Here is a 20,897-nt window from a genome sequence, read left to right as displayed (position 1 = left end):
CACGTCCACCGGCCTCGACAGAACAAGGAGGTTCATCCACTCCAATGCTGCGGTGAAAATATTATGACATCGCGGCTTGGCGGAACGCCGGGCGGGAATTAACCTCTGCGCATGGAAAATCCCCTGATCGTCATCACTGGCGGCGGACGCGGCATCGGCGCGGCCATCGCACTGGCTTTTGCGCAAAAGGGCAACTGTCGCCTCGCCCTCACCGCCCGCTCCACCGACCAACTCTCGGCCACCGCCAAAGCCTGTCAGGCGCTCGGCGTGGAAGCCCGCGCCTACACCTGCGATGTCTCCGACGCCGACGCCGTCACCGCCTTGGCCGAAGCTGTCCGCAACACTCAGGGCGAGCCCGACGGCATCGTCAACAACGCCGGTTTCTTCCTCGCCAAACCTTTTCTGGATCTCAACACCGAGGAGTTCGACACCGTTATCGCGGCCAATCTACGCAGCGCCTTTCTCGTGTCGCGGGCCTTCGCCCCCGGCATGGCCGAGCGCAAACGCGGCACGATCATCAACATCGCCTCCTCCGCCTCGCGCAAGATTTTCCCCGGCATGGCCGCGTACAGCGCCGCCAAGTACGGCCTGCTCGGGATGACCCGCGTCATGCGCCAGGAGCTAACCCCACACGGCGTGCGCGTGATCTGCATCCTGCCCGGCCCCACCCACACCAACGCCTGGGACATGTCCGGCCTGGACGAGGCGACCAAGCACGAACGCCTCATGCCCGCCGCCGATGTGGCGCAGGCCGTCGTGAATGCCTGGGAACTCCCGGCCAAAACCGTGGTCGATGAAATCTGGCTGCAACCACTCGGCGGCGACCTCTAAACTTTTGACCGCAGTCATTCATACATCCGGAACAACCTGACTCATCCACAACGGAAGCCCCATCCGTATCCATTTTCCACTACATAACTATCTCGTCCCCCACCCTCGCCATGCCTTCCAATCCAGACGAACCTTTCGACGTCGTAAACCAGCGCGACCAAGTCATCATGCAGCTACCCCGGCATGAAGTCCACCGGCGGCGGCTTTTCCACCGCGCCGTGCACATCCTGGTCTTCAACAGCCGGGGGGACATCTACATGCAGCGTCGCTCTCCGACCAAAGACACCTACCCCAACCGCTGGACCACCTCGTGCTCCGGCCATGTGGATGCCGGGGAAAACTACAGCACCGCGGCCGTCCGCGAGCTGGGCGAAGAGCTTGGCATCAGCATTCCCGGCGTCGATGCCCTCGACACCCTCTTCTCGCACAGCCCCTGCCGGGCCACAGGCTATGAATTTATCTTTGTCTACAAGCTCGTCTGGGATGGAGAGATCACCTTTGACCCGGAGGAAATCAGCGAAGGGCGCTGGTTCACGCCCCCGGAACTCACCGCTGACATGGCGGGCCATCCCGATGGTTACGCGCCCAGTTTCCATCTGGTCTGGCAAGATTATCAAAAAACGGCCTGAGCGCATTACCCCGCCTCCGGCACCCGTAAGCCACTCACAGTCGCGCATGGCGGCCTGAAACAGCGGTTGACCTTGGGGTAAAAAAAGCCGTCAGGCTTTGCATCAAGCGGGAAGTTGGCCTATACTGGCTATCGTTACAGAAAATAGTCTGCACTGGATCATCATAAACAACATCCAACTATTATCATTATGAAATCATTGACCCGCTTACTGACTGCACTCATGGCCGCCGGACTTATTCTGTTCGTCGCAGGTTGTGAAAAATCGACCGGCGACCATCTCGAAGACGCCGGAGACAGCATTTCCAAAGCCGCCGACAAGGCTGGTGACGCCGTGGGTGATGCCGTCGAAGACGCTGGTGACAGCGTGGAAGACGCCGCCGACAAGGCCAACTAACGCCGCCAGAGTTCAGAACAATTCCCTCCTGCGCCGGATGTACACCATCCGGCGCTTTTTTATGCCCGCAATCATCACTCCAGACTCGTCTGGATTTCCCGGCCGGGGGCAATCAAACGAGTAAAAGCTCATCTTTTTTGTCATTGCAGCCATGAAAGGCTGTGACATGCTGGTGGGATAGTCTTCGCGACTATCACGACAACAACCAGATAACCATCTATTCATCATGAAATCACTTATCCGCTTTTTGACAGCTCTCACCGCCGCTGCCGCCCTCACCTTTGCCGCTGGTTGCAGCAAGGACGCCAAGCAAGACATGAAGGACGCCGGTGACCATATCTCCGAGGCCGCCGACAAGACTGGTGACGCCATCAGCAAGACCGCTGACCAAACCGGCGATGCCATCAAGGACGCCTACGACGACACCAAGGAAAAGGTCAAGGACGCAACCGAGTAAACTTCGTATCCGTTTTTGGATACATATTTAATAAAACGCCGGGCACCCTTGGGTGCCCGGCGTTTTTTTGTCGTCGTCTTTAAGCTACATTGTGCTCAGCGCCCGCCGCCGGTTCGCAGCACCTCGTAGTACTCTTCGGATACAGCAGTCAGGAATCGCGAGGGCTCCATGATCTGGGGCGGCCCGCCGGACGTCGTCACGCGCGGGAAGCACAGGTAGAGCTCCTCCATCGCTCGGGTCACGGCCACATAGAGCAGGCGGCGCTCCTCCTCGACATCACCGTCTTCGATAGCCCGCTTGAGCGGGAGCAGCCCTTCGGACAAGCCGAGCACGAACACGACCGGGAACTCCAGCCCCTTCGACTGGTGAATGGTCGTCAGCTTGACCGTCTCCTCCTCCGGGTCGATCCGGCGGTCGCTGGTCTCGGAGTTGAGCAAAACCAGTTGGGCGAGCAGCTCCGTCATGTCCTCGTAGCGGGCAGCGAACCCGAGTAAACTGTCGAGATCGTCACGGCGGCTTTGCCAGTTATCATAAAGGTTGCGCAGGTAGTCGCCGTACCAGCCTTCGATGGCGAGTTTGACCACTTCCTGCGGCGTAGCTGCCACACGCGTCTCACCCGGTTGCTGTTTTTTGGCGTGGTCGAAGAGGTCGGGATCGAGCTTTTCCGGCGGGGCCACCGCTGGGCCGCCCATAGCACGCTCCATGTCGAGCAGGCTTTGCGCCATCTGCGTCCAGTCCTCGCGGGCATCGGCGGGGACTTTTTTCAGAACCGGCTCGCCCAGCAACGCCCAGACGAGCGAAGTGCGTTCCTTTTCCGCCAGCTCGTGCGCCTGCTTGTAGAGTTTTTTCGCGGTGACTGCGCCCACCCGCGGCAGGAGCATGACCAGCCGCTCAAAGGCGGCGCTATCACGCGGATTGGCCACCAACCGCAACTGCGCTACGAGATCGCGGATGTGCGCCTGCTCGAAGAAACGCACGCCACTGGTAATCGTGTAGGGCACGCCACGGCGGGAAAGCTCCATCTGAAGATCCATCGCCTGATAGTGGGCGCGGTAGAGGACGGCCACGTCCTTGAGCGAGCGCCCTTCCTCTCGCAGCCCCTCCAGCCGCCGGATAACGATGTCCGCCTGCTGGCGCGTGTCCATACACGGCAACACGTAGGGCCGGTCCCGCGACGGCTGGTGCGCCTGAAGCTCCAGCGGGTAGCCGGGGATGGACGGGTGACCACCCATCATGTGGTTGGCGAAATTCAGGATCTGCGGGCTGGAACGGTAGTTGGTCTCGATCTTGTAAATCGTGCGCTCGGGAAAAACGTCGGCGAAGTCCTCCATGTTGGCGAACTCGGCCCCGCGCCAGGTGTAGATGCACTGCCAGTTGTCGCCCACGACCATGACGTTGCGGCGCTTGGCCGCGAGCAGGTTGACAATGGAGCCCTGAAGTTTGTTCGTGTCCTGAAACTCGTCCACCAGGACGTAGCGGAAGCGGTCCTGATAATAATCGCGGGCCTGCGCATCGGTTTCCAGAAGCTTGAGCCAGTACTCCAGCAAGTCGTCGTAATCGAGCGTCTGCTGGCGCAGCTTGCGTTCGGCGTAGCCACGGGCAAAGCCCAGCAGCGTCTCGACCATGTCCTCCAGCCACGGGTAGCGCGAGAGGATGACGTTCTCCAGCGGCTGCCGCGTGTTGCGGGCATAGCTGATCATCTCGGCCACGACGCGGGCCTTCGGGTGGTCCTTGTTTTTGAGAAACGTGCTGTCGCGCTCGCGGATGACATCGCCGAGGAGGGACTCGGCGTCGCCCTGGTCGAGGATCGTAAAGCCCTTCTCGATCCCGACCGTCGCGCCGTGCGTACGCAGCGTGCGCTGCCCGATGGAGTGAAAAGTCCCGCCCCAGAACTTCCAGCGGGGCACGCCGGTCAGGTCCTCCACCCGACCGAGCATCTCACGGGCGGCCTTGTTGGTGAAGGTGAGCAGGAGAATCTCCCCGGCGTAAACGCCCTGCTCCAGCAGCCAGGCCACGCGGTAGGTCAGCGTCCGCGTCTTGCCCGAGCCCGCCCCGGCCAGCACCAGCGCCGGCCCGTCAGCGGCCTTGACCGCGGCCAGTTGCTGCGGGTTAAGCTCGCGCTCGTAGTCGATGGGGGCGAACTGGTCGCCAATGCTGACACTGGGTCCGGAAAAATCCATGCCCCTCACCATGTCCACGCCCGCGAGCGCGCGCCAGTTCTTTTTCGCGGGGCAGAAGGAAAGCCGCCCCTTATAAAAGCTTACACCACTTTTTCACCCAATTCGACACCTTTCAAAGAATTAACAGGAAGGCCGGGAAGAAAGGAAAGAGGCACCTCCGGCCTTACTTAGCGTTCTTTCCGCTCTTCCTGTTAAATCCCTTGTCTGATCAAGACAGTTGGGAATCAGGTATCATTTCTGTTGAGAAACGGTATTACTCGACCGTTTCCTCCTCATCGTCGGGGCCGAGCGGGCGGACGGAAACATCGTCAAACGCGATGCTCCCCTTGCCCGGAAAAGTCCCCAGCTCCAGCGCGAACTCGTCCATCTTACGCAAGCCGCGCAGCCGGGCCGTAACCGGCATCCACTCGCCCCGCTCGGTGAGGCGCAGGGTCAGCGTCACCGCGCTGCCACTGGGGCGGACCAGCCGCACCCGCACACCTTCGCCGGTGTAGTCTTCACTGATAAGACACCTGAAACGCAGTACGAGCACATCCAGCCCTTTTCCGTCGAGCTTGTCCTGCACGACAACGGCGGGCTCATCGTCGTCGGCCTCGACGAGCATGTATTTGTTGCCCTCGCCGTCCTGCTGGATTTTGCGGTCGCCCTTCCAGCCGCTGGTGCCGCGGGAAAAGTCGCCGTTGCGCAAAATCTCATCGTCCGCACGGAGTGAAACGAGCGCCCCCGTCATCCAGACAAACGCAAAGACCAGACAAGCAACAGGGATACGAGACATGCCACCGTCCTATAACCCATCCGCTCCCGACACAAGCCTCATCTTAGTCCAACGCAGGTGCTCATTTGGCGGCTATGCACCCCCAGTAAATTAAGGATTCGGTACGCTAGCAGATAAGGTCGTGGAAATCGCGGGTGTCGGCGGTGAAGCCGCCGGGCAGGCCCTTGTTGATCACAGCCACGGCATCGTGCGAGTGGAGCGACTCCAAGTGCGCGCAGGTGACCTGGAAGTCGCGGATACGCGGCTCGGCGTCGAGCTGCTCGTAGAGGAGCCGGGCGGCATCCTCGACGAACTTGACGTACGCGCCGTTCAACTCGGCGAAAGCCTGCTCGTCCTCGCGCTTGACCATGACCTGGGTCTCGGTCTTGAGAGCTTCGAGGCAGAGCTGCTGGAGATCTTCCAGCGGCAGGTCGGAGCCGTCGCGCACCTCCACGCTGACCCGCGCCTTACTGCGCTGGGAGTGCGGGATGCTGTAGATGTCGCGCTCGGCGCGGGCGTGCTCGGAGAGCTCCGAGGAGCACGGGCAGGCCGAGGAGTACACGAAATCAAAATGGATAAAGCGGCGGTAGCGGTCGAGATCGTCGATGAAGCCCTCGTAGGCGACCTTGTAGTACTGGAAGCCCTCCAGCCCGCTGCGCAGGCTTTTCTGCACGATCGGGTAGTTGAAATTAAGCTTCAGGCGGGCACGGCTGCTGCCGATCTCGCGCTTGTAGCGCAGGAGGATCTCTTCGAGCAATTCCAGCGAAAAGACACGGTCCTTGAAGTCGTAGAACGTGCGCATGATGCGGGACATGTTGATGCCCTTGGCATCGGCGCCGAGTGAGACCGTCCCCGTGACCGAGGTCTCCAGCGAACGCTTTTCGCAGGCCTTGGTCAGGTACGTCAGAGGCAGGCGGAAATTGGAGATGCCCACCTGCATGATCGGCACGTTCGCCCCCTGGATTTCCGAGGAGTCACAGTTCTGCATGTCGGGCAGAGTCTGCCGGTAGGCGTCCGTGACCTGGAAATCCTTGTCGTAATACGCCTTCGGCTTGCGCGCGGACGTACTTTTCAGGCTGGATGTAACTTGATCGCTCATCGTCTTTTCAGTCGTAACCCCTAGGCTTACCTTACATGTCCCCGCCGTGCAACAGCGGAATGTTTTTTAATTAAAAGGTACAGAATCCAGGGTCGCGTTAAGGTTAATACGTTCGGAATCAGTCAATTGTAACGTTTCAAGAGAGTTTGAAGGCAAAATGATCAAATGGTTAAATGGCTGGGGGCTGAACCCGGCGAACAACAATCAACCATTTAACCATTCAGCCATTCTGCGCTCAGCGGCGACGACCAATCTATCTCCCAACACAACCTACTCCATCCCGACAGCCTCAACCCGCCGGGCGAGGGCGACATCCTTGTCTGTGACCTTGCTCCCCGCATCGTGCGTGGCCAGAGCCAGCTCGACCCGGTTATAAACGTTAAAAAGCTCCGGATGGTGGTTCATTTTCTCGGCCTCCAGCCCCACGCGGACGATGAAGCCCAGCGCCTGCGAGAAGTCCGCAAAGGTGAAGGACTTTTTTAGCCGATTATCCTGATGGGCCCAACCGGGCAGGCCCGCCAGCGCGGTTGCGACGGCGGCATCGTCAAGTGCTTTAGACATATTCAAACAATACCCCACAAAAAACTCCCTGTCAAACCGCTCCCCGGCGACACGCAAGAGCACGATTGGGATTTGCATTCCCGATTCAATCCCTTATAGGGTGGGAAGATAAAGGGCAAACCAGCCCTCCGCCGGAGACGGCAAACATCTGTCCGTTTCCAGCGTCTAACTCTCCACCTGTGACCGATTCCACCAGCCAACCCTCCGGTATGCCGGGCCTCCAGCATGTCGCCATCATCATGGATGGCAACGGACGGTGGGCGCGGCAGCGCGGCCTGCCCCGGATCGAGGGCCACCGCCGCGGCGTCAGCAATGTACGGGAGATCCTCAAGGTCGCCCGCGACCTGAAAATCCGCACCTTGACGCTGTTCGCCTTCTCGGTGGAGAACTGGCAGCGCCCGCCGGAGGAAATCTCCTCCCTGATGGGGCTGCTGGAGTTTTTTCTGGAGCGCAACACCCGCGAACTGGTCAAGAACAAGGTCCGCCTGCGCGTGATCGGACGCCCCGAGGAACTGCCCGAAGGCGTGCAGAAAAAACTCCACGCCGCGCTGGAAGCGACCAAGGATTTCAAGGACTATGTCCTGCAAGTGGCGCTCAACTACGGCTCCCGCACCGAGGTGCTGGACGCCGTGCGGGCCTTTTCCGAGGACGTGGCCAAGGGCAAAGCCGACCCCAACCACCTCGACTGGCCGCTGTTCTCGCGCTACCTCTACACCGACGGCATCCCCGACCCGGACCTGCTCATCCGCACCTCCGGTGAGACCCGGATCAGTAATTTTCTCCTCCTTCAGTGCGCCTATTCCGAGATGTTTTTCAGCCCGGTTTTCTGGCCCGATTTCGGTCGCCAGCACTTTATCGACGCCGTGGAGAGCTTCCACCGTCGCCAGCGCCGCTTTGGCAAGACCGGAGAGCAGGTCACCGAAGCCCCCACGGACGAAGCCGCCCTTAACCGGTGAGGAAACGCATCGCCAGCACCCTTGGCCTGTGGGCCGTCATCGTCGCCGTGCTCGCCTTTTTCGGGCAGGACGGCGGCCTCCTGCTCCTGACGGCCCTCGCCGCCCTGACCCAGATCGAGTTTTACAAGCTGCTGGAGAAAATGGGGCCATACCGCCCGCTCAAGGCAGTCGGCGTCGGCCTCGGGCTGTTCATCATGCTGGGCACGTACTACCTGCCCGTGCAGCACGCCCTCGACGTGACCGCGCTGGCCATGATCGTGCTTTCCTTTACCCTGCTGGCGGTGCCACAGATCCGCAACACGTTCATGCCCACGTTGTTCGGGGTGATCTATGTGCCGTTTATGTTCCAGTTCTACGGGTTGCTGATGCAGGACTACGGCACGGTCATGGTGCCGGTCTGGATCGTGGCGGTCTCGAAATTCTCCGACGTGGGCGGGCTGCTGGTCGGCATGGCCATCGGCAAGCACAAGCTTTGCCCCCACATCAGCCCGAACAAGACCATCGAGGGCGCACTGGGCGGGATCGCCTTCTCCGCACTGGTCGGGGTCATCCTGCTGGCCTGCTTCCCGTCCTACCTGCCCGAAATGGGCTGGATCAAGGCGGCCCTGATCGCGGCCATCCTCGGTGACATCGCGCTCGTCTCCGACCTGATCGAGTCGATGGTCAAGCGCAAGGCGGGCGTCAAGGACTCCGGCAGCGCCATCCCCGGCATTGGCGGCATCTTTGACCTGACCGACAGCCTGATCTTGACCGCGCCCGCCGGGTATCTCTTATTCAATTACCTGGTCTAAACCCTGCTACGGGTTGCCTGCATCGCACTTTCTGTTCCATGTCCAGTCCCAAAAAGATCGTCCTGCTCGGGGCCACCGGCTCCATTGGTGAAAATACGCTACGCGTCGTCGCCAAGCACCCGGACAAACTCGAACTGCTCGCCATCGCCGGACGCCGCCGCTGGCGCGACCTGGCCCGCATCGCGCGGGAGTTCAACGTCCCCCACGTCGCCATCTACGACGAAGCCGTCTGCGCCGAGGCCAGGGCCTCGGGCGAGTTCCCCGCCGGGACGAAGCTCTACTGCGGGCTGGAGGGGCTGATCGCCGTCTCCGTGCTCGGAGAGGCGCAACTGGTGGTCCCCGCCATCGTCGGGACGCTTTCGCTCAAGCCGACCCTCGCCGCCCTCGAAAAGGGCAAGGACATCGCCCTGGCGAGCAAGGAAATCCTCGTGCTGGCGGGCAAGTTCGTCATGGAGACGGCCAGCCGCTCCGGCTCGCGGATGCTTCCGCTCGACAGCGAGCACAACGCCATTTTCCAATGCCTCCAGGGCGAGCGCAAGGTGGACGTGGACCGGCTCATCCTGACTGCCTCGGGCGGGCCCTTCCGCGACTTCAGCCGCGAGCAAATGGCCACCGTGACCAAGGAAATGGCCCTCAAGCACCCCAACTGGGACATGGGTCCGAAGATCACCATCGACTCCTCCACGATGGCCAACAAAGGGCTGGAGCTAATCGAGGCCCGCTGGCTCTTTGACCTGCCTGCCGACCGCATCGACGTGACCATCCACCCCCAGAGCATCGTCCACTCGATGGTGCAGTACGTGGACGGCTCCATCCTGGCCCAACTCTGCCCGCCGGTCATGACCTTTGCCATCCAGCACACCCTCCTGTACCCCGAACGGGCCGCGGGCGTGGACGCCACCCTCGACTTTTCCCAACTGCTCAACCTCGAATTCCGCCCGCCGGACGAGGTGCAGTTCCCCTGCCTGCGGCTGGCCCGCGAGGCCGCCCTGGCCGGAGGGATCGCCACCGGAGCCTTCAACGCCGCCAACGAGATCGCGGTGGAAGCCTTTGTCGCCGACCGCATCGGCTACCTCGACATCCCCCGGGTGATCGAGCGGACCCTCGAATCCATCTCCAACCATGACCCGGACAACCTCGACGACCTCCTGGCCGCCGACGCCGAGGCCCGCCGCATCGCCGGGGAGAAAGTCGCTGCCGGCCTGACTCCCATCACGAAATAATCCGCCAATCTTTCACCCGCAGGCGAACTTTTCTCTCACCAACCGGTTATAGTGATAGACTATAGCTGCACCCGAAAACGCCCGTCTCTGGCCGTGCGCCTGATTTCTGCTGTAAAACAAGACCGATGAACACTCTCACCCCGCGTATTTTGACTTTTTCCCGTTCCGCCATTCCGTATCTCCACGGTAATCATTAAAAAACCATGAGCGGCGACGGCAACCTCCTGCAATCCCTCTTCACCAACGCGTGGGGCTGGGTGCTTATTATCCTTTTCTTCAACGGCGCCATCGTCATCCACGAGCTGGGGCACTTCCTCGCCGCCAAGTGGCGCGGGCTCAAGGTCGAGCGTTTCTCGATTTTCGGGCTGGGACCGAAGATCTTCGGCTGGCGCGGCAAGGATGGCGTCGAGTACTGCTTTTGCTGGATTCCGTTCGGGGCCTTCGTCGCCCTGCCACAGTTGGCGGACATGAAAGCCCTCGAAGGCGACAGTGACGACGCCGACAAGCTTCCCCCGATCAGCTACGCCGACAAGATGATCGTGGCCTTCGCCGGGCCATTCTTTAACCTCATCCTGGCCCTCGTGCTGGCCACCGTGGTCTGGCTCGCGGGCACGCCGATCCTCAAGTCCTCTCAGACCAATATGATCGGCTACGTCCAGACGCAGGTCGCAATCGACGCCGAAACCACCGTCCCCTCGCCCGCCGCGCAGGCCGGGCTCCAGCCCGGGGACCGCATCCTCCAGATTGATGGCGAGCCTGTCAACGACTGGCAGGACGTGAGCATGTACATCGCCACTGGCTCGGGCCGCGACGCCGCCGGAAACCCCCGTGCCAAGCTCCTCATTGAGCGCGACGGCGACATCCTGCCAGTCGAGGTCTTCCCGGTCCTGATGACCTATAACGAACGCTCCGGGCGCGAGCTTCGCATCATCGGCATCAGCCAGGCCCAGACCCTGCGTGTGGGCGGCATCATGCCCGACTCCCCCGCCCAGATCGCTGGGCTTGAGTCCGGGGACTTGATCGAAGCCGTTGATGGTCAGAAACTTTACAACCTAGTCACCCTGAACGACTACATCAACGCCCAGCCCGGCAAAGCCGTCACCCTGGACATCCTCCGCGACGGCGAACCGACCCAGCTCACCGTCAAGCCGGAGGCGGTCGCCTGGACCAAGCCGCTGGCCCGCCTCGCCCCCGCCGGGCAGCCGGAAGCCGCCATTGAAGTCATGCCGATTTACGCACCAGACGAAGCCGGTGACCCGGCCTCTGCGGACACGCCGGGACAGCTCGTGCTTTTCGACATCGCGGAGGCCAGCCCGCTGGAAGGGCAGTTCAAACCGGGCGACGTGCTCACCGCCGTCAACGGCCAGCCCGTGGACAGCCTGGCCTCCCTCATCGCCGCCTTCAATAGCGCCGGGGTCGACCCGCAACTGAGCTTCCGCCAGGAGGGCAAGGACTACGTTTACCAGGCCGGGGGCGAGTGGGACGCCTCGCTCGTCAACCCCGTGACCCGCGCCATGATCGGCTTCCGCCTGCAGGACGACTTCATCATCGCCCACCCCACGCCGGGCCAGCAGTTCACCGCCAGCGTCAAAATGATCGGCCGCGTTCTGGGCAGCCTGGTCAGCCCCCGATCGGACATCGGCTTCAAAGACCTCAACGGTGCCATCGGCATCGGGCGGCTGGTGCATCGTTTTTCCAGCCCGGACATGTTTGACACCAAATGGGACGGCTTCCGGGCCGCGCTGGCCTTCGCCGTCATCCTCAACGTCAACCTCGCCCTGCTCAATCTGTTGCCCATCCCCGTCCTCGACGGCGGGCACATGACCATCGCCACCATTTCCAAACTGCTGGGACGCCCCATGCCGCGCAGCCTGATCGAGGCCGCCACCGGGGCCTTTGTCGTGCTGCTGTTCGGGCTCATGGCGTATATCACGCTCTTCGACTCGCTCGACTGGGTGGGCGATGTCGAAGCCAAAAAACAGGCCCTCCGCGAGCAGCAGTATCAGATCGACATTGCGTTCCCGAACGACAAACCCGCCGAGTAAAAGTTACTTAAATTCCCCCGCCACCGTTAAATTGTCACCGGACAAATCGGCGTTTTCGCTTGTTATCAGGGGGCAGTCATTTTAATTGCGTTAAGGATGAGGCTTTACTGTCAGTCGCGTTTCCAGGCTCTGCGCCGTCCCACCTCCGAGGTAAAAGTCGGACCCGTCGGCGTGGGCGCCAACAACCCGATCCGGGTCCAGTCCATGACGACCAGCCTCACCCAGGACGTGGCCGCCACTGTGAAGCAGTGCATCCGCCTGGCCGAAGCCGGGTGCGAGATCGTCCGCATCACCGCCCCCAACAAGGCCGCCGCCCAGGCGCTCAAGGACATTCGCGAGGGCTTCACCGCCGCCGGGTTTGGAAACATCCCGCTGGTGGCCGACATCCACTTCCTGCCCAACGCGGCCATGGTCGCCATCGAGCACGTCGAAAAAGTCCGCGTCAACCCCGGCAACTACGCCGACAAGAAGAAATTCGCGGTCAAGGAGTACACCGACTCCGAATACGACAGCGAACTCCAGCGCCTCCACGAAGCTTTTTCCCCGCTGGTCAAGCGGGCCAAGGAACTGGGCCGCGCCCTGCGCATCGGCACCAACCACGGCTCCCTCTCCGACCGCATCATGAACCGCTACGGGGACTCCCCGCTGGGCATGGTCGAGAGCGCCCTGGAGTTCATGCGCATCGCCGACGACCATAATTTCCGCGACATCATCGTCTCGATGAAGGCCAGCAACACCAAGGTCATGATAGAGGCCTACCGCCTGGCCACGGCCCGCATGGACGAGGCCGGGTTCAACTACCCGCTCCACCTCGGCGTGACCGAGGCCGGGGACGGCGAAGACGCCCGTATCAAGAGCGCCATCGGCATCGGCGCGCTGCTTTACGACGGCCTCGGGGACACCATCCGCGTCTCCCTGACCGAAGACCCGTGGTACGAAGTCCCCGTCGCTCGCGACCTGGCCGACCGCGCCCACGCCCTCTGGGAAAATTCCAAAAACCTGCCCGCCCCCGAGCGCGAGCCCGAGGCGGTCAACCCCTACGAGTACCGCCGCCGCGAAGTCGTCAACCTGAGCTTCGGCGAGGACTGCCCGATCAACGCACTGGAGCCGCCGCGCGTCATCGCCCCGAGCCACCGCCCGCTTTCCGAACACGCCCAGATCACCAAGGACGTGCTCGCCGCCCACAAGGTGCTCAAGGACGCCCGCATCGAGGGCTTGCTGGTACAGGTCAAGCAGGACACCGACCTGATCCACCTGCTGAGCCTGCAAAAGACCCTCGCCCCGGCGATCAAGACCCTCGTGGCCGAGATCGGCGAAGGCGTCACCACCGCCGCGCTCGACGCCTTCGACTGGAACGACCGCTGCGGCTGGATGCTCGTCAAGCGCTTCGGAGCCGGTGACACCGAGTCGCTGAAAAGCTTCCTTTCCCTCACGCAGTCCCACGGGCTGCTGCTGGCCGTCGATGCCGACGCCGCCACCGTCTCCGCCCTCAACGACACCCTCGCCGGGCAGGAGAACGTCGTCCACACCCTTTCCGCCCCCGACGCCAGCACCCACCCCGTCGGCGCGATCCGCGCTCTCGGCGACGTGCTTTTAAAGAAAAACCTCCGCGGCCCGCTGTGGCTGCGCATGCGCGGGGATTTCGAGATCCTGCACCAGGAGGGCTTCGGACGCCAGTTGCTGGAAGCCGCCATGTACACCGGCCCGGCCTTCGCGGACGGCTTCGGCGACCTGCTCAGCATCGACACGGTGGACGACCTCGCCCGCTGCACCGCCCTGGCCTACAACATCCTCCAAGGCGCGCGCATGCGCACGGTCAAGACCGAGTACGTGGCCTGCCCGAGTTGCGGGCGCACGCTCTTTGACCTGCAGGAAGTCACGGGCCGGATCAAGGCCCGCACCGGCCACCTCAAGGGCGTGACCATCGCCGTCATGGGCTGCATCGTCAACGGCCCCGGCGAAATGGCGGACGCGGACTTCGGCTACGTCGGCGGCGCTCCGGCCAAGATCAACCTCTACGTGGGCAAGGAATGCGTCGAAGTCGGCATCCCCGAGGCCGAAGCCCTCGACCGCCTCGTCGATCTCATCCGCTCCCACGGCAAGTGGGTTGAACCCGAGCCCGAAGAAGTCGAAGCGTAGAGTTATTTCACCGCAGAGGCGCAAAGACGCAGAGAACTTAAGATGGGCCCGCCAGATGAGTACAACCATCTCTCCGGCCTGGTTGTTGATTCTGCCTTTAAAGTTCACACCACCTTGGGCCCGGGGCTTATTGAGTCCGTTTACGAGGCTTGCATGCTCCATGAACTGAGAAAAAGAGGTGTACATGCCGAGTCACAAGTCAGCCTTCCCATCCGTTACGATGATGTCACCTTGGACGCCGGGTTGAGATTGGATATATGGGTGGAGCGCAAACTCATCGTAGAGCTTAAAGCCACTGAGAGTCTTCTTCCGGTCCATAAAGCCCAACTCCTCACTTACTTGAAACTAAGTAGATGCAGACTGGGCCTGTTGATTAACTTTAACTCTGCGCTCATCAAAGACGGTATTCAGCGGTTGGCACTGTAAACGCCAGACCTTCACCTCTCTGTGCCTTTGTGCCTCTGTGGTGAAAAAGCACCCCTCAGATCATGCTGAAGCGGTGCTTTCCCGTTGCCCCGGGGGCGTAAACCGTCAATGGTGCGCGGCGTATGTCCACAGAAAAGCGACTTGACGGACGCCTTCCCCATGAGCTCCGCCCCCTTTCTTTTGAACCCGGGTTCGCCCCCCATGCCACCGGCTCCGTGCTGGCCTGCTTCGGCAACACGCGGGTCATCTGCGCGGCCACGCTGGAGAAGCGCGTCCCCGGCTGGATGCGGGAACAGGGCGTCGAGGGTGGCTGGATCACGGCGGAGTATTCCATGCTCCCCTACTCTACCCACGACCGCAAAGCCCGCGACATCGCCAAGGGCCGGCTCGACGGCCGCTCGGTAGAGATCCAACGCCTCATCGGCCGCTCCATGCGCGCCGTGGTGGACCTGAAAAAGCTCCCCGGCTACACGCTGTGGATCGACTGTGATGTGCTCCAGGCCGACGGCGGCACCCGCACCGCCTCCATCTCCGGAGCCTACGTCGCCTCGCAGCTCGCCGTGCGCCGCCTCATGGCCGACGGCGTCCTGGCCGAGAGCCCCTTCACCGACTCGGTGGCGGCGGTCAGCGTCGGGATTTTCCACGACCTGGAGATTGCCGACCTGAATTACCACGAGGACCGCGAAGCCTCGGTTGACTTTAATATTGTCATGACCGGCGGCGGCCAGTACGTAGAAGTACAGGGCACGGGCGAAGAAGCCACCTTCTCGTCCGAGCAATTGGCCCGTCTGCTGGACATGGGGAAGCATGCCGTCGCGCAGATTACGGCCAGACAAGCTGAAGTACTCGGTTAAGAGTGCTTCTAATACCTGCAATCGCAAAAAATTGGTTGCCATGCCGGGCCAATCCCCCGTCATTGTGATAAACGCACAGCACACAACATGAACATTCATGAATATCAGGCCAAGGAACTGTTTACGGAGTTCGGCATCCCGGTGCCGGCAGGTAAGGCAGTTCAAAATGTAGAACAATTCCAAGCGGCTGTTGACAGCATCTCCGGCGAGAAAATCGTCGTGAAGTCACAGATCCATGCCGGTGGCCGCGGCAAAGGCACCTTTACCGACGGGTACAAGGGCGGCGTCAAGGTCGTGGACAGCAAGGAGGCCGCGCTCGATGCCGGCAAGGCCATGCTCGGCAACACCCTCGTCACCCACCAGACCGGCCCCAAGGGCCGCGAGGTCAAAACCGTGTACTTCACCGAAGCCAGCGCGATCGCCAAGGAGTACTACCTGGCCATCCTGCTCGACCGCGAGAATTCGCAGCCGGTCTTCATCGCCTCGACCGAGGGCGGCATGGACATTGAGAAGGTCGCCGCCGAGACCCCCGAGAAGATCGCCCGTATCCACGTCGATCCCGCCGGCGGACTTCACCCCTTCCACAAGCGCGCCGTAGCCTTCGCCCTGGGGCTGACCACCAAGGAGCAGCTCAAGCAGATGGACAAGCTCCTGACCGGCCTCTACGACCTTTTCTGGGCCAAGGATTGCGCGCTGGTTGAAATCAACCCGCTCATCACCACCCCCGAAGGCGACATCGTCGCGCTCGACGCCAAGGTCAACTTCGACAGCAACGCCCTCTATCGCCACCCCGAAATCGTCGCCCTGCGCGACCTCGGCGAAGAAGACCCCAAGGAAATCGAAGCCTCCAAGTCCGGCCTCAGCTACATCGCGCTGGACGGCAACATCGCCTGCCTCGTCAACGGCGCGGGCCTGGCCATGGCCACGATGGACATCATCAAGCACTTCGGCGGCAACCCGGCCAACTTCCTCGACGTGGGTGGCGGTGCCAACGAGCAGCAGGTGACCGAAGCCTTCCGCATCATCCTCAGCGACCCGAATGTCGAAGGCATCCTGGTCAACATTTTCGGCGGTATCATGAGCTGCAAGACGATCGCCCTGGGCATCATCGGCGCGGCCAAGAACGTCGAGCTGAATGTCCCGCTGGTCGTCCGCCTCGAAGGCAACGAAGTCAAGGAAGGCAAGAAGCTGCTCGACGAAAGCGGCCTCAAACTGACCTCGGCCGATTCCCTGGCCGACGCGGCCAAAAAGATCGTCGAGCTGATCCAGAAGTAAGCCGCCCTCCGGCAATCACCCAATCCTTCATTATCAAACTTTCGTTACAATGAGCGTACTCGTCGGAAAAGACACCAGAGTCGTCGGACAGGGCATCACCGGCAAGGCCGGCACCCTGCACGCCCTCAACAACATCGCCTACGGCACCAACTACGTGGCCGCCGTCACACCGGGCAAGGGCGGAACCAAATGGGAGGACAAGCTCCCCATCTTCAACACGGTCAGGGACGCCGTCGAAAAGGAAGGCGCCAACACCTCCGTTATTTTCGTGCCGCCGCCCTTCGCCGCCGACTCCATCCTGGAGGCGATTGACGCCGGGATCGAGACCGTCATCTGCATCACCGAGGGCATCCCGGTGCGCGACATGACCATCGTCAAGGACGCCTTGCGCAAGAGCAAGACGCGCCTCATCGGCCCGAACTGCCCCGGCATCATGACCCCCGGCCAGTGCAACATCGGCATCATGCCTGGCTACATCGCCCAGCCCGGCAAGGTTGGCGTGGTCAGCCGCTCCGGCACCCTGACCTACGAGGCGATGTACCAACTCACCGTGCGCGGTCACGGCCAGAGCACCTGCATCGGTATCGGCGGGGACCCGGTCAACGGCACCAGCCACCTCGACGCGGTCAAGCTCTTCAATGAAGACCCGGCCACCGAGGCCATCATTCTTATCGGAGAAATCGGCGGCAGTGCCGAAGAAGAAGCCGCCGCCTACATCAAGGCCAATGTAAAAAAACCCGTCGCAGCCTTTATCGCGGGCACGACTGCTCCCCCCGGACGCCGCATGGGCCACGCGGGAGCCATCGTCTCCGGCAGCAGTGGCTCGGCGGAAACGAAAATCGCCGCTCTCAAAGACGCGGGTATCGCCGTCGCACCGACACCGTCGGAAATCGCTGATACCTTACTTGAAATCTACAAAGGTTAGTTATAAACTAACCGTACTGCCTCCTCCCAGTGGAGGGGGTAGTTAAATAGACAGCGGAATATATCGAGATAACCCGTATCTTACCACATATGGCATGAATGATATTTTTGTTGAAAATCATTTCTGCCAGTGTAAAAGAGAAAGGTTTATCAATAAGCACACTGCATATGGCACAAAGAAAACAAAACCACGGGCGTGCGCCCGGAAAAACCCAAATCTCCATCAGCCTACCGCAGAACTTGGTTGAGCGTATCGACAAGCTCGCGGAAGAGGAGAATCGCAATCGTTCCAATTACATTGCGACTCATCTCGAAAGGCTCGCGGACGGCGTAGTTGCCAGCGAACCGGCAGCGGCGTTCAAAACCGCCCGTAAAAAATAGCACTCGTCTCGGCGAGTTTTAAAAACCCGGCAACCGGTTATCTTGCATCAGGTTGCACAATCACCAAAGCCCGCAAGGGCACGAGTTACTAAGTGGGCCATCGTTTGCGTGCGCGATGGTGCCATTAAGGCAATAATTGGGGATTTGGAATTAGCAACCGGTCATCTGCGCCTTTCATTGACCGATTTTATCCGCTAAGCTAAGCGTTATTAATCTTACCAAGCAAACAGGCGGACAGTTTACTGTCCGCCTGTTTTTTTATACCTACCACCGAACTCCCGGCTCGATAAAAAAGAGGGAATATAAAAGAAACTCACACGGAGGCACAAAGGCACCGAGATCTGCAAACGGACCCACTGAATGGTCCGTGCTCATCACTGGGATAGCGATTCTCTCCGGATTTAAAGGCTCCCCCCATTCCTGCGAAGGAACGAAGTTCCGGCTCAAAAGTTCTTTGGGGAGAGCGCGAGAGGGTCCTCACGCAGCGGCATCAGCGACGCCCGGTGCCTTTCTTTTTACGCGAAGCCGATTTCCTGCGGCCGGAAAAACCGCTTTTGGCTTCGCCGCTCTTGAGTGCGTCGATCTGGTCGCGCAAGATAGCGGCCCGCTCGAACTCCAGGTTCGCCGCCGCCTCCAGCATTTCGGTTTCCAGTTCGGCCAGGACAACGGCCACATCCTCGTCGCCACCCGCCTCGGCCACGTTGACCATGTCGGGCTCATCTGTTGCGCCCGGCACGTGCAGACTGGCCTGCAAGCCGCGCTTGACCGAGCGCGGGGTGATCCCGTGCTCAGCGTTGTAAGCCGCCTGGCGCTCGCGGCGCTTCTCGGTGACCTCCAGCGTCCGGCGCAGGGAGTCGTTCATCACATCGGCGTAGAGAATGACCCGGCCCTTCTCGTGGCGGGCGGCACGCCCGGCGGTCTGGATAAGGCTCGTCTCGCTGCGCAGGAAGCCTTCCTTGTCCGCGTCGAGGATCGCCACTAGCGAAACCTCGGGCAAGTCCAGCCCTTCGCGCAGGAGATTGACCCCGACCAGCACGTCGAAGTCACCCCGCCGCAGGTTCCGTAAAATCTCGACCCGCTCGATGGCGTCGATATCCGAGTGCAGGTACTCCACGCGGATGCCAGACTCGCGCAAGTACGTCGTAAGGTCCTCGGACATGCGCTTGGTCAGGGTGGTCACGAGCACGCGCTCGCCGCGCTCGGTCACGTTTTTGACCTCGCCGATGAGGTCTTCGACCTGGCCCTTGATCGGGCGGATCTCCATCACCGGGTCGAGCAAGCCGGTCGGGCGGATAACCTGCTCGGCGATCACACTGGAGTTTTGCAGCTCGTAGGCCGCCGGAGTGGCCGACACAAAAATCGTCTGTCCCACCACATCCTGAAACTCGTTCGCCTGCAAGGGGCGGTTGTCCAGCGCGGAGGGCAGCCGAAAGCCGTACTCGACCAGCCGCTCCTTGCGCGAACGGTCGCCCTTGTACATGGCCCCGATCTGCGGCCAGGTCGCATGGCTCTCGTCGATCACGAGCAGAAAATCTTTCGGGAAAAAGTCGATCAGGCACCAGGGCCGGTCGCCAGGGTTGCGCCCGCTGAGGTGGCGTGAGTAGTTCTCGATCCCGCTGCAAAAGCCCATCTCCTGTAGCAGCTCGATATCATACTCGGTGCGCATGCGCAGGCGCTGCGCCTCGACCAGCCGCTGGTTTTTCTCCAGTTCGTGCACGCGCCCGTCGAGCTCCTCGCGGATGGCCTTGACGGCGGTTTCGAGCTTGCGACGCGGGGTGATGTACTGGTTCGCGGGGTAGAGCTGGAAGTGCTCCATGCGCTCGCCGGTGTTGCCGGTCAGGGGGTCAAGCGCCTGAATCGACTCTACCTCATCGCCCCAGAACTCGATCCGGATCGCACTCTCCATGTAGGCGGGGAAAACGTCCACCACCTCGCCGCGTACGCGGAAGTTCCCCCGTGAGAGGACGACATCGTTGCGCGTGTAGAGGTTTTCCACCAGCCGCTCCAGAAAGTGATCGCGCCCCAGTTCCTCGCCCACGCGGATCGGGATCATCATCTCCTCGAAGTCCTCCGGCGAGCCCAGGCCGTAAATGCACGAGACACTCGCCACCACGATCACGTCCCGGCGACTGATGAGCGAACTGGTCGCGGCGATACGCAGGCGCTCGATCTCCTCGTTGATGGACGAGTCCTTTTCGATGTACGTGTCGGTCTGCGGAACGTAAGCCTCGGGCTGGTAATAGTCGTAGTAGCTGACGAAATACTCGACCGCGTTGTTGGGAAAAAAGTTTTTCAGTTCCGAATAAAGCTGAGCCGCGAGCGTCTTGTTGTGCGAAATGAGCAAGGTCGGCCGCTGCACGCGCTCGACCACGTTGGCCACGGTAAAGGTCTTCCCCGAGCCGGTCACACCGAGCAGGGTCTGGTAGCGGTTGCCCGCCTGGATCGAGTCCACGAGTTTGTCGATAGCCGCGGGCTGGTCCCCCATCGGCTTGTACTCGGCTGCCAGTTCAAAACGCACGCCCCAGCCTTGCCCAACTCCCCCCAAACCGCAAGCTCCGGCTGTGCAAACGCCTCGGTGCCAGTTCCAACGATGTCAGCCTAAAAGCGTAAGCTCCGGATAACGAAAAGCTCCCGCTCCCGTTTCGGAATCGACGGAGCGGTTCTCTCCGGGCTCGTCAACAAGCGGCACTGGCTAGCCAATCGTCGAAACCCTCCCCCCGGTCTCGGCGCTGAGCCACGAAACATCCAGCCGTCTTTTCAGGGGTGTCACACCCGATCGGGTGTGGCTCTTTTTTTGAGCACTTTTAGCTTCCCGCCAGGCATCTTCAAAACAATGAAGCTACATCTAAAAGTACGCATTAAGAAATAAATACTATAATTTCAGAAATTTATTGAAAAAACAAATCAAGCATGCAGCCTGAACAAGAACAACCTCCCATACACAAAGCCCAGAGCTTCTTTCCCAAGTTAGTCGCG

19 protein-coding genes are annotated in these 20,897 nt (G+C 61.2%); 14 read left to right on the top strand and 5 right to left on the bottom strand.

The annotated features are described in order from the left end of the window. Positions 1-111 precede the first annotated feature (111 nt). The 4 genes from H5P28_RS19240 (at position 112) to H5P28_RS19225 (ending at position 2,313) form a co-directional block, all read left to right on the top strand. Complete coding sequence (locus H5P28_RS19240) at positions 112-831, top strand: SDR family oxidoreductase (RefSeq protein ID WP_185677316.1); 720 nt, start codon at positions 112-114, stop codon at positions 829-831. Positions 832-941: 110 nt separating this feature from the next. Beyond that, positions 942-1,460, top strand: a complete 519-nt coding sequence (locus tag H5P28_RS19235; RefSeq protein ID WP_185677315.1) for an NUDIX hydrolase — start codon at positions 942-944, stop codon at positions 1,458-1,460. Between the two features lie 189 nt (positions 1,461-1,649). Next, the gene (locus tag H5P28_RS19230; protein ID WP_185677314.1) at positions 1,650-1,856 is read left to right on the top strand and encodes a YtxH domain-containing protein; all 207 of its coding nucleotides are present in this window, start codon (positions 1,650-1,652) and stop codon (positions 1,854-1,856) included. Positions 1,857-2,082: 226 nt separating this feature from the next. Beyond that, positions 2,083-2,313, top strand: coding sequence for a hypothetical protein (locus H5P28_RS19225; protein WP_185677313.1), 231 nt, complete (start codon positions 2,083-2,085; stop codon positions 2,311-2,313). Positions 2,314-2,408: 95 nt separating this feature from the next. Here the strand turns inward: H5P28_RS19225 and H5P28_RS19220 are convergent, their stop codons facing one another. From H5P28_RS19220 to H5P28_RS19205, 4 genes are all read right to left on the bottom strand, one after another. After that, positions 2,409-4,493 carry an ATP-dependent helicase gene (locus H5P28_RS19220; RefSeq protein ID WP_185677312.1) on the bottom strand — a complete coding sequence of 695 codons (2,085 nt, stop codon included), beginning with the start codon at positions 4,491-4,493 and terminating at the stop codon, positions 2,409-2,411. A 253-nt stretch (positions 4,494-4,746) separates the two neighbouring features. After that, positions 4,747-5,268, bottom strand: a complete 522-nt coding sequence (locus H5P28_RS19215) for a hypothetical protein (RefSeq protein ID WP_185677311.1) — start codon at positions 5,266-5,268, stop codon at positions 4,747-4,749. 106 nt (positions 5,269-5,374) lie between these two features. Next, entirely contained in the window at positions 5,375-6,346 is a 972-nt protein-coding gene (gene folE2 / locus H5P28_RS19210; RefSeq protein WP_185677310.1) for a GTP cyclohydrolase FolE2, read from the bottom strand. A gap of 270 nt (positions 6,347-6,616) precedes the next feature. Next, the gene (locus tag H5P28_RS19205; RefSeq protein ID WP_185677309.1) at positions 6,617-6,907 is read right to left on the bottom strand and encodes a 4a-hydroxytetrahydrobiopterin dehydratase; all 291 of its coding nucleotides are present in this window, start codon (positions 6,905-6,907) and stop codon (positions 6,617-6,619) included. Between the two features lie 179 nt (positions 6,908-7,086). Here H5P28_RS19205 and uppS point away from each other — a divergent pair, with 179 nt between their 5' ends. From uppS to H5P28_RS19155, 10 genes are all read left to right on the top strand, one after another. After that, the gene (gene uppS / locus H5P28_RS19200; protein WP_343075490.1) at positions 7,087-7,863 is read left to right on the top strand and encodes a polyprenyl diphosphate synthase; all 777 of its coding nucleotides are present in this window, start codon (positions 7,087-7,089) and stop codon (positions 7,861-7,863) included. Continuing rightward, on the top strand, positions 7,860-8,654 hold the full coding sequence (locus tag H5P28_RS19195) for a phosphatidate cytidylyltransferase (RefSeq protein ID WP_185677308.1): 795 nt from the start codon (positions 7,860-7,862) through the stop codon (positions 8,652-8,654). Before uppS ends, H5P28_RS19195 begins: the two co-directional genes overlap by 4 nt. A 38-nt stretch (positions 8,655-8,692) precedes the next feature. Further along, a complete protein-coding gene (dxr, locus tag H5P28_RS19190; protein WP_185677307.1) occupies positions 8,693-9,877 on the top strand; it encodes a 1-deoxy-D-xylulose-5-phosphate reductoisomerase in 1,185 nt (394 codons plus the stop codon). Between the two features lie 203 nt (positions 9,878-10,080). Beyond that, positions 10,081-11,922: a site-2 protease family protein gene (locus H5P28_RS19185; protein WP_185677306.1), complete on the top strand. Its 1,842-nt coding sequence runs from the start codon at positions 10,081-10,083 to the stop codon at positions 11,920-11,922. Between the two features lie 96 nt (positions 11,923-12,018). Beyond that, positions 12,019-14,061, top strand: a complete 2,043-nt coding sequence (ispG, locus tag H5P28_RS19180) for a (E)-4-hydroxy-3-methylbut-2-enyl-diphosphate synthase (protein WP_185677305.1) — start codon at positions 12,019-12,021, stop codon at positions 14,059-14,061. 42 nt (positions 14,062-14,103) lie between these two features. Beyond that, positions 14,104-14,487 carry a GxxExxY protein gene (locus tag H5P28_RS19175; RefSeq protein ID WP_185677304.1) on the top strand — a complete coding sequence of 128 codons (384 nt, stop codon included), beginning with the start codon at positions 14,104-14,106 and terminating at the stop codon, positions 14,485-14,487. A gap of 122 nt (positions 14,488-14,609) precedes the next feature. Continuing rightward, positions 14,610-15,341, top strand: a complete 732-nt coding sequence (gene rph / locus H5P28_RS19170; RefSeq protein ID WP_185677303.1) for a ribonuclease PH — start codon at positions 14,610-14,612, stop codon at positions 15,339-15,341. 87 nt (positions 15,342-15,428) lie between these two features. Then, positions 15,429-16,616, top strand: a complete 1,188-nt coding sequence (gene sucC, locus H5P28_RS19165) for an ADP-forming succinate--CoA ligase subunit beta (RefSeq protein ID WP_185677302.1) — start codon at positions 15,429-15,431, stop codon at positions 16,614-16,616. A gap of 49 nt (positions 16,617-16,665) precedes the next feature. Beyond that, positions 16,666-17,541, top strand: coding sequence for a succinate--CoA ligase subunit alpha (sucD, locus tag H5P28_RS19160; protein WP_185677301.1), 876 nt, complete (start codon positions 16,666-16,668; stop codon positions 17,539-17,541). Between the two features lie 110 nt (positions 17,542-17,651). Next, positions 17,652-17,921 (top strand): CopG family ribbon-helix-helix protein, encoded by a 270-nt coding sequence (locus H5P28_RS19155; protein WP_185677300.1) that lies wholly within the window; start codon positions 17,652-17,654, stop codon positions 17,919-17,921. 490 nt (positions 17,922-18,411) lie between these two features. Here H5P28_RS19155 and uvrB read toward each other — a convergent pair whose 3' ends face one another. Then, positions 18,412-20,439, bottom strand: coding sequence for an excinuclease ABC subunit UvrB (gene uvrB, locus H5P28_RS19150; protein WP_185677299.1), 2,028 nt, complete (start codon positions 20,437-20,439; stop codon positions 18,412-18,414). Positions 20,440-20,897 lie beyond the last annotated feature (458 nt).

The organism is Ruficoccus amylovorans (assembly GCF_014230085.1).
Classification (GTDB): Bacteria; Verrucomicrobiota; Verrucomicrobiia; order Opitutales; family Cerasicoccaceae; genus Ruficoccus; species Ruficoccus amylovorans.
Note: the sequence above shows the minus strand (reverse complement) of the source record. Positions and strands in the feature narration are given on the sequence as shown.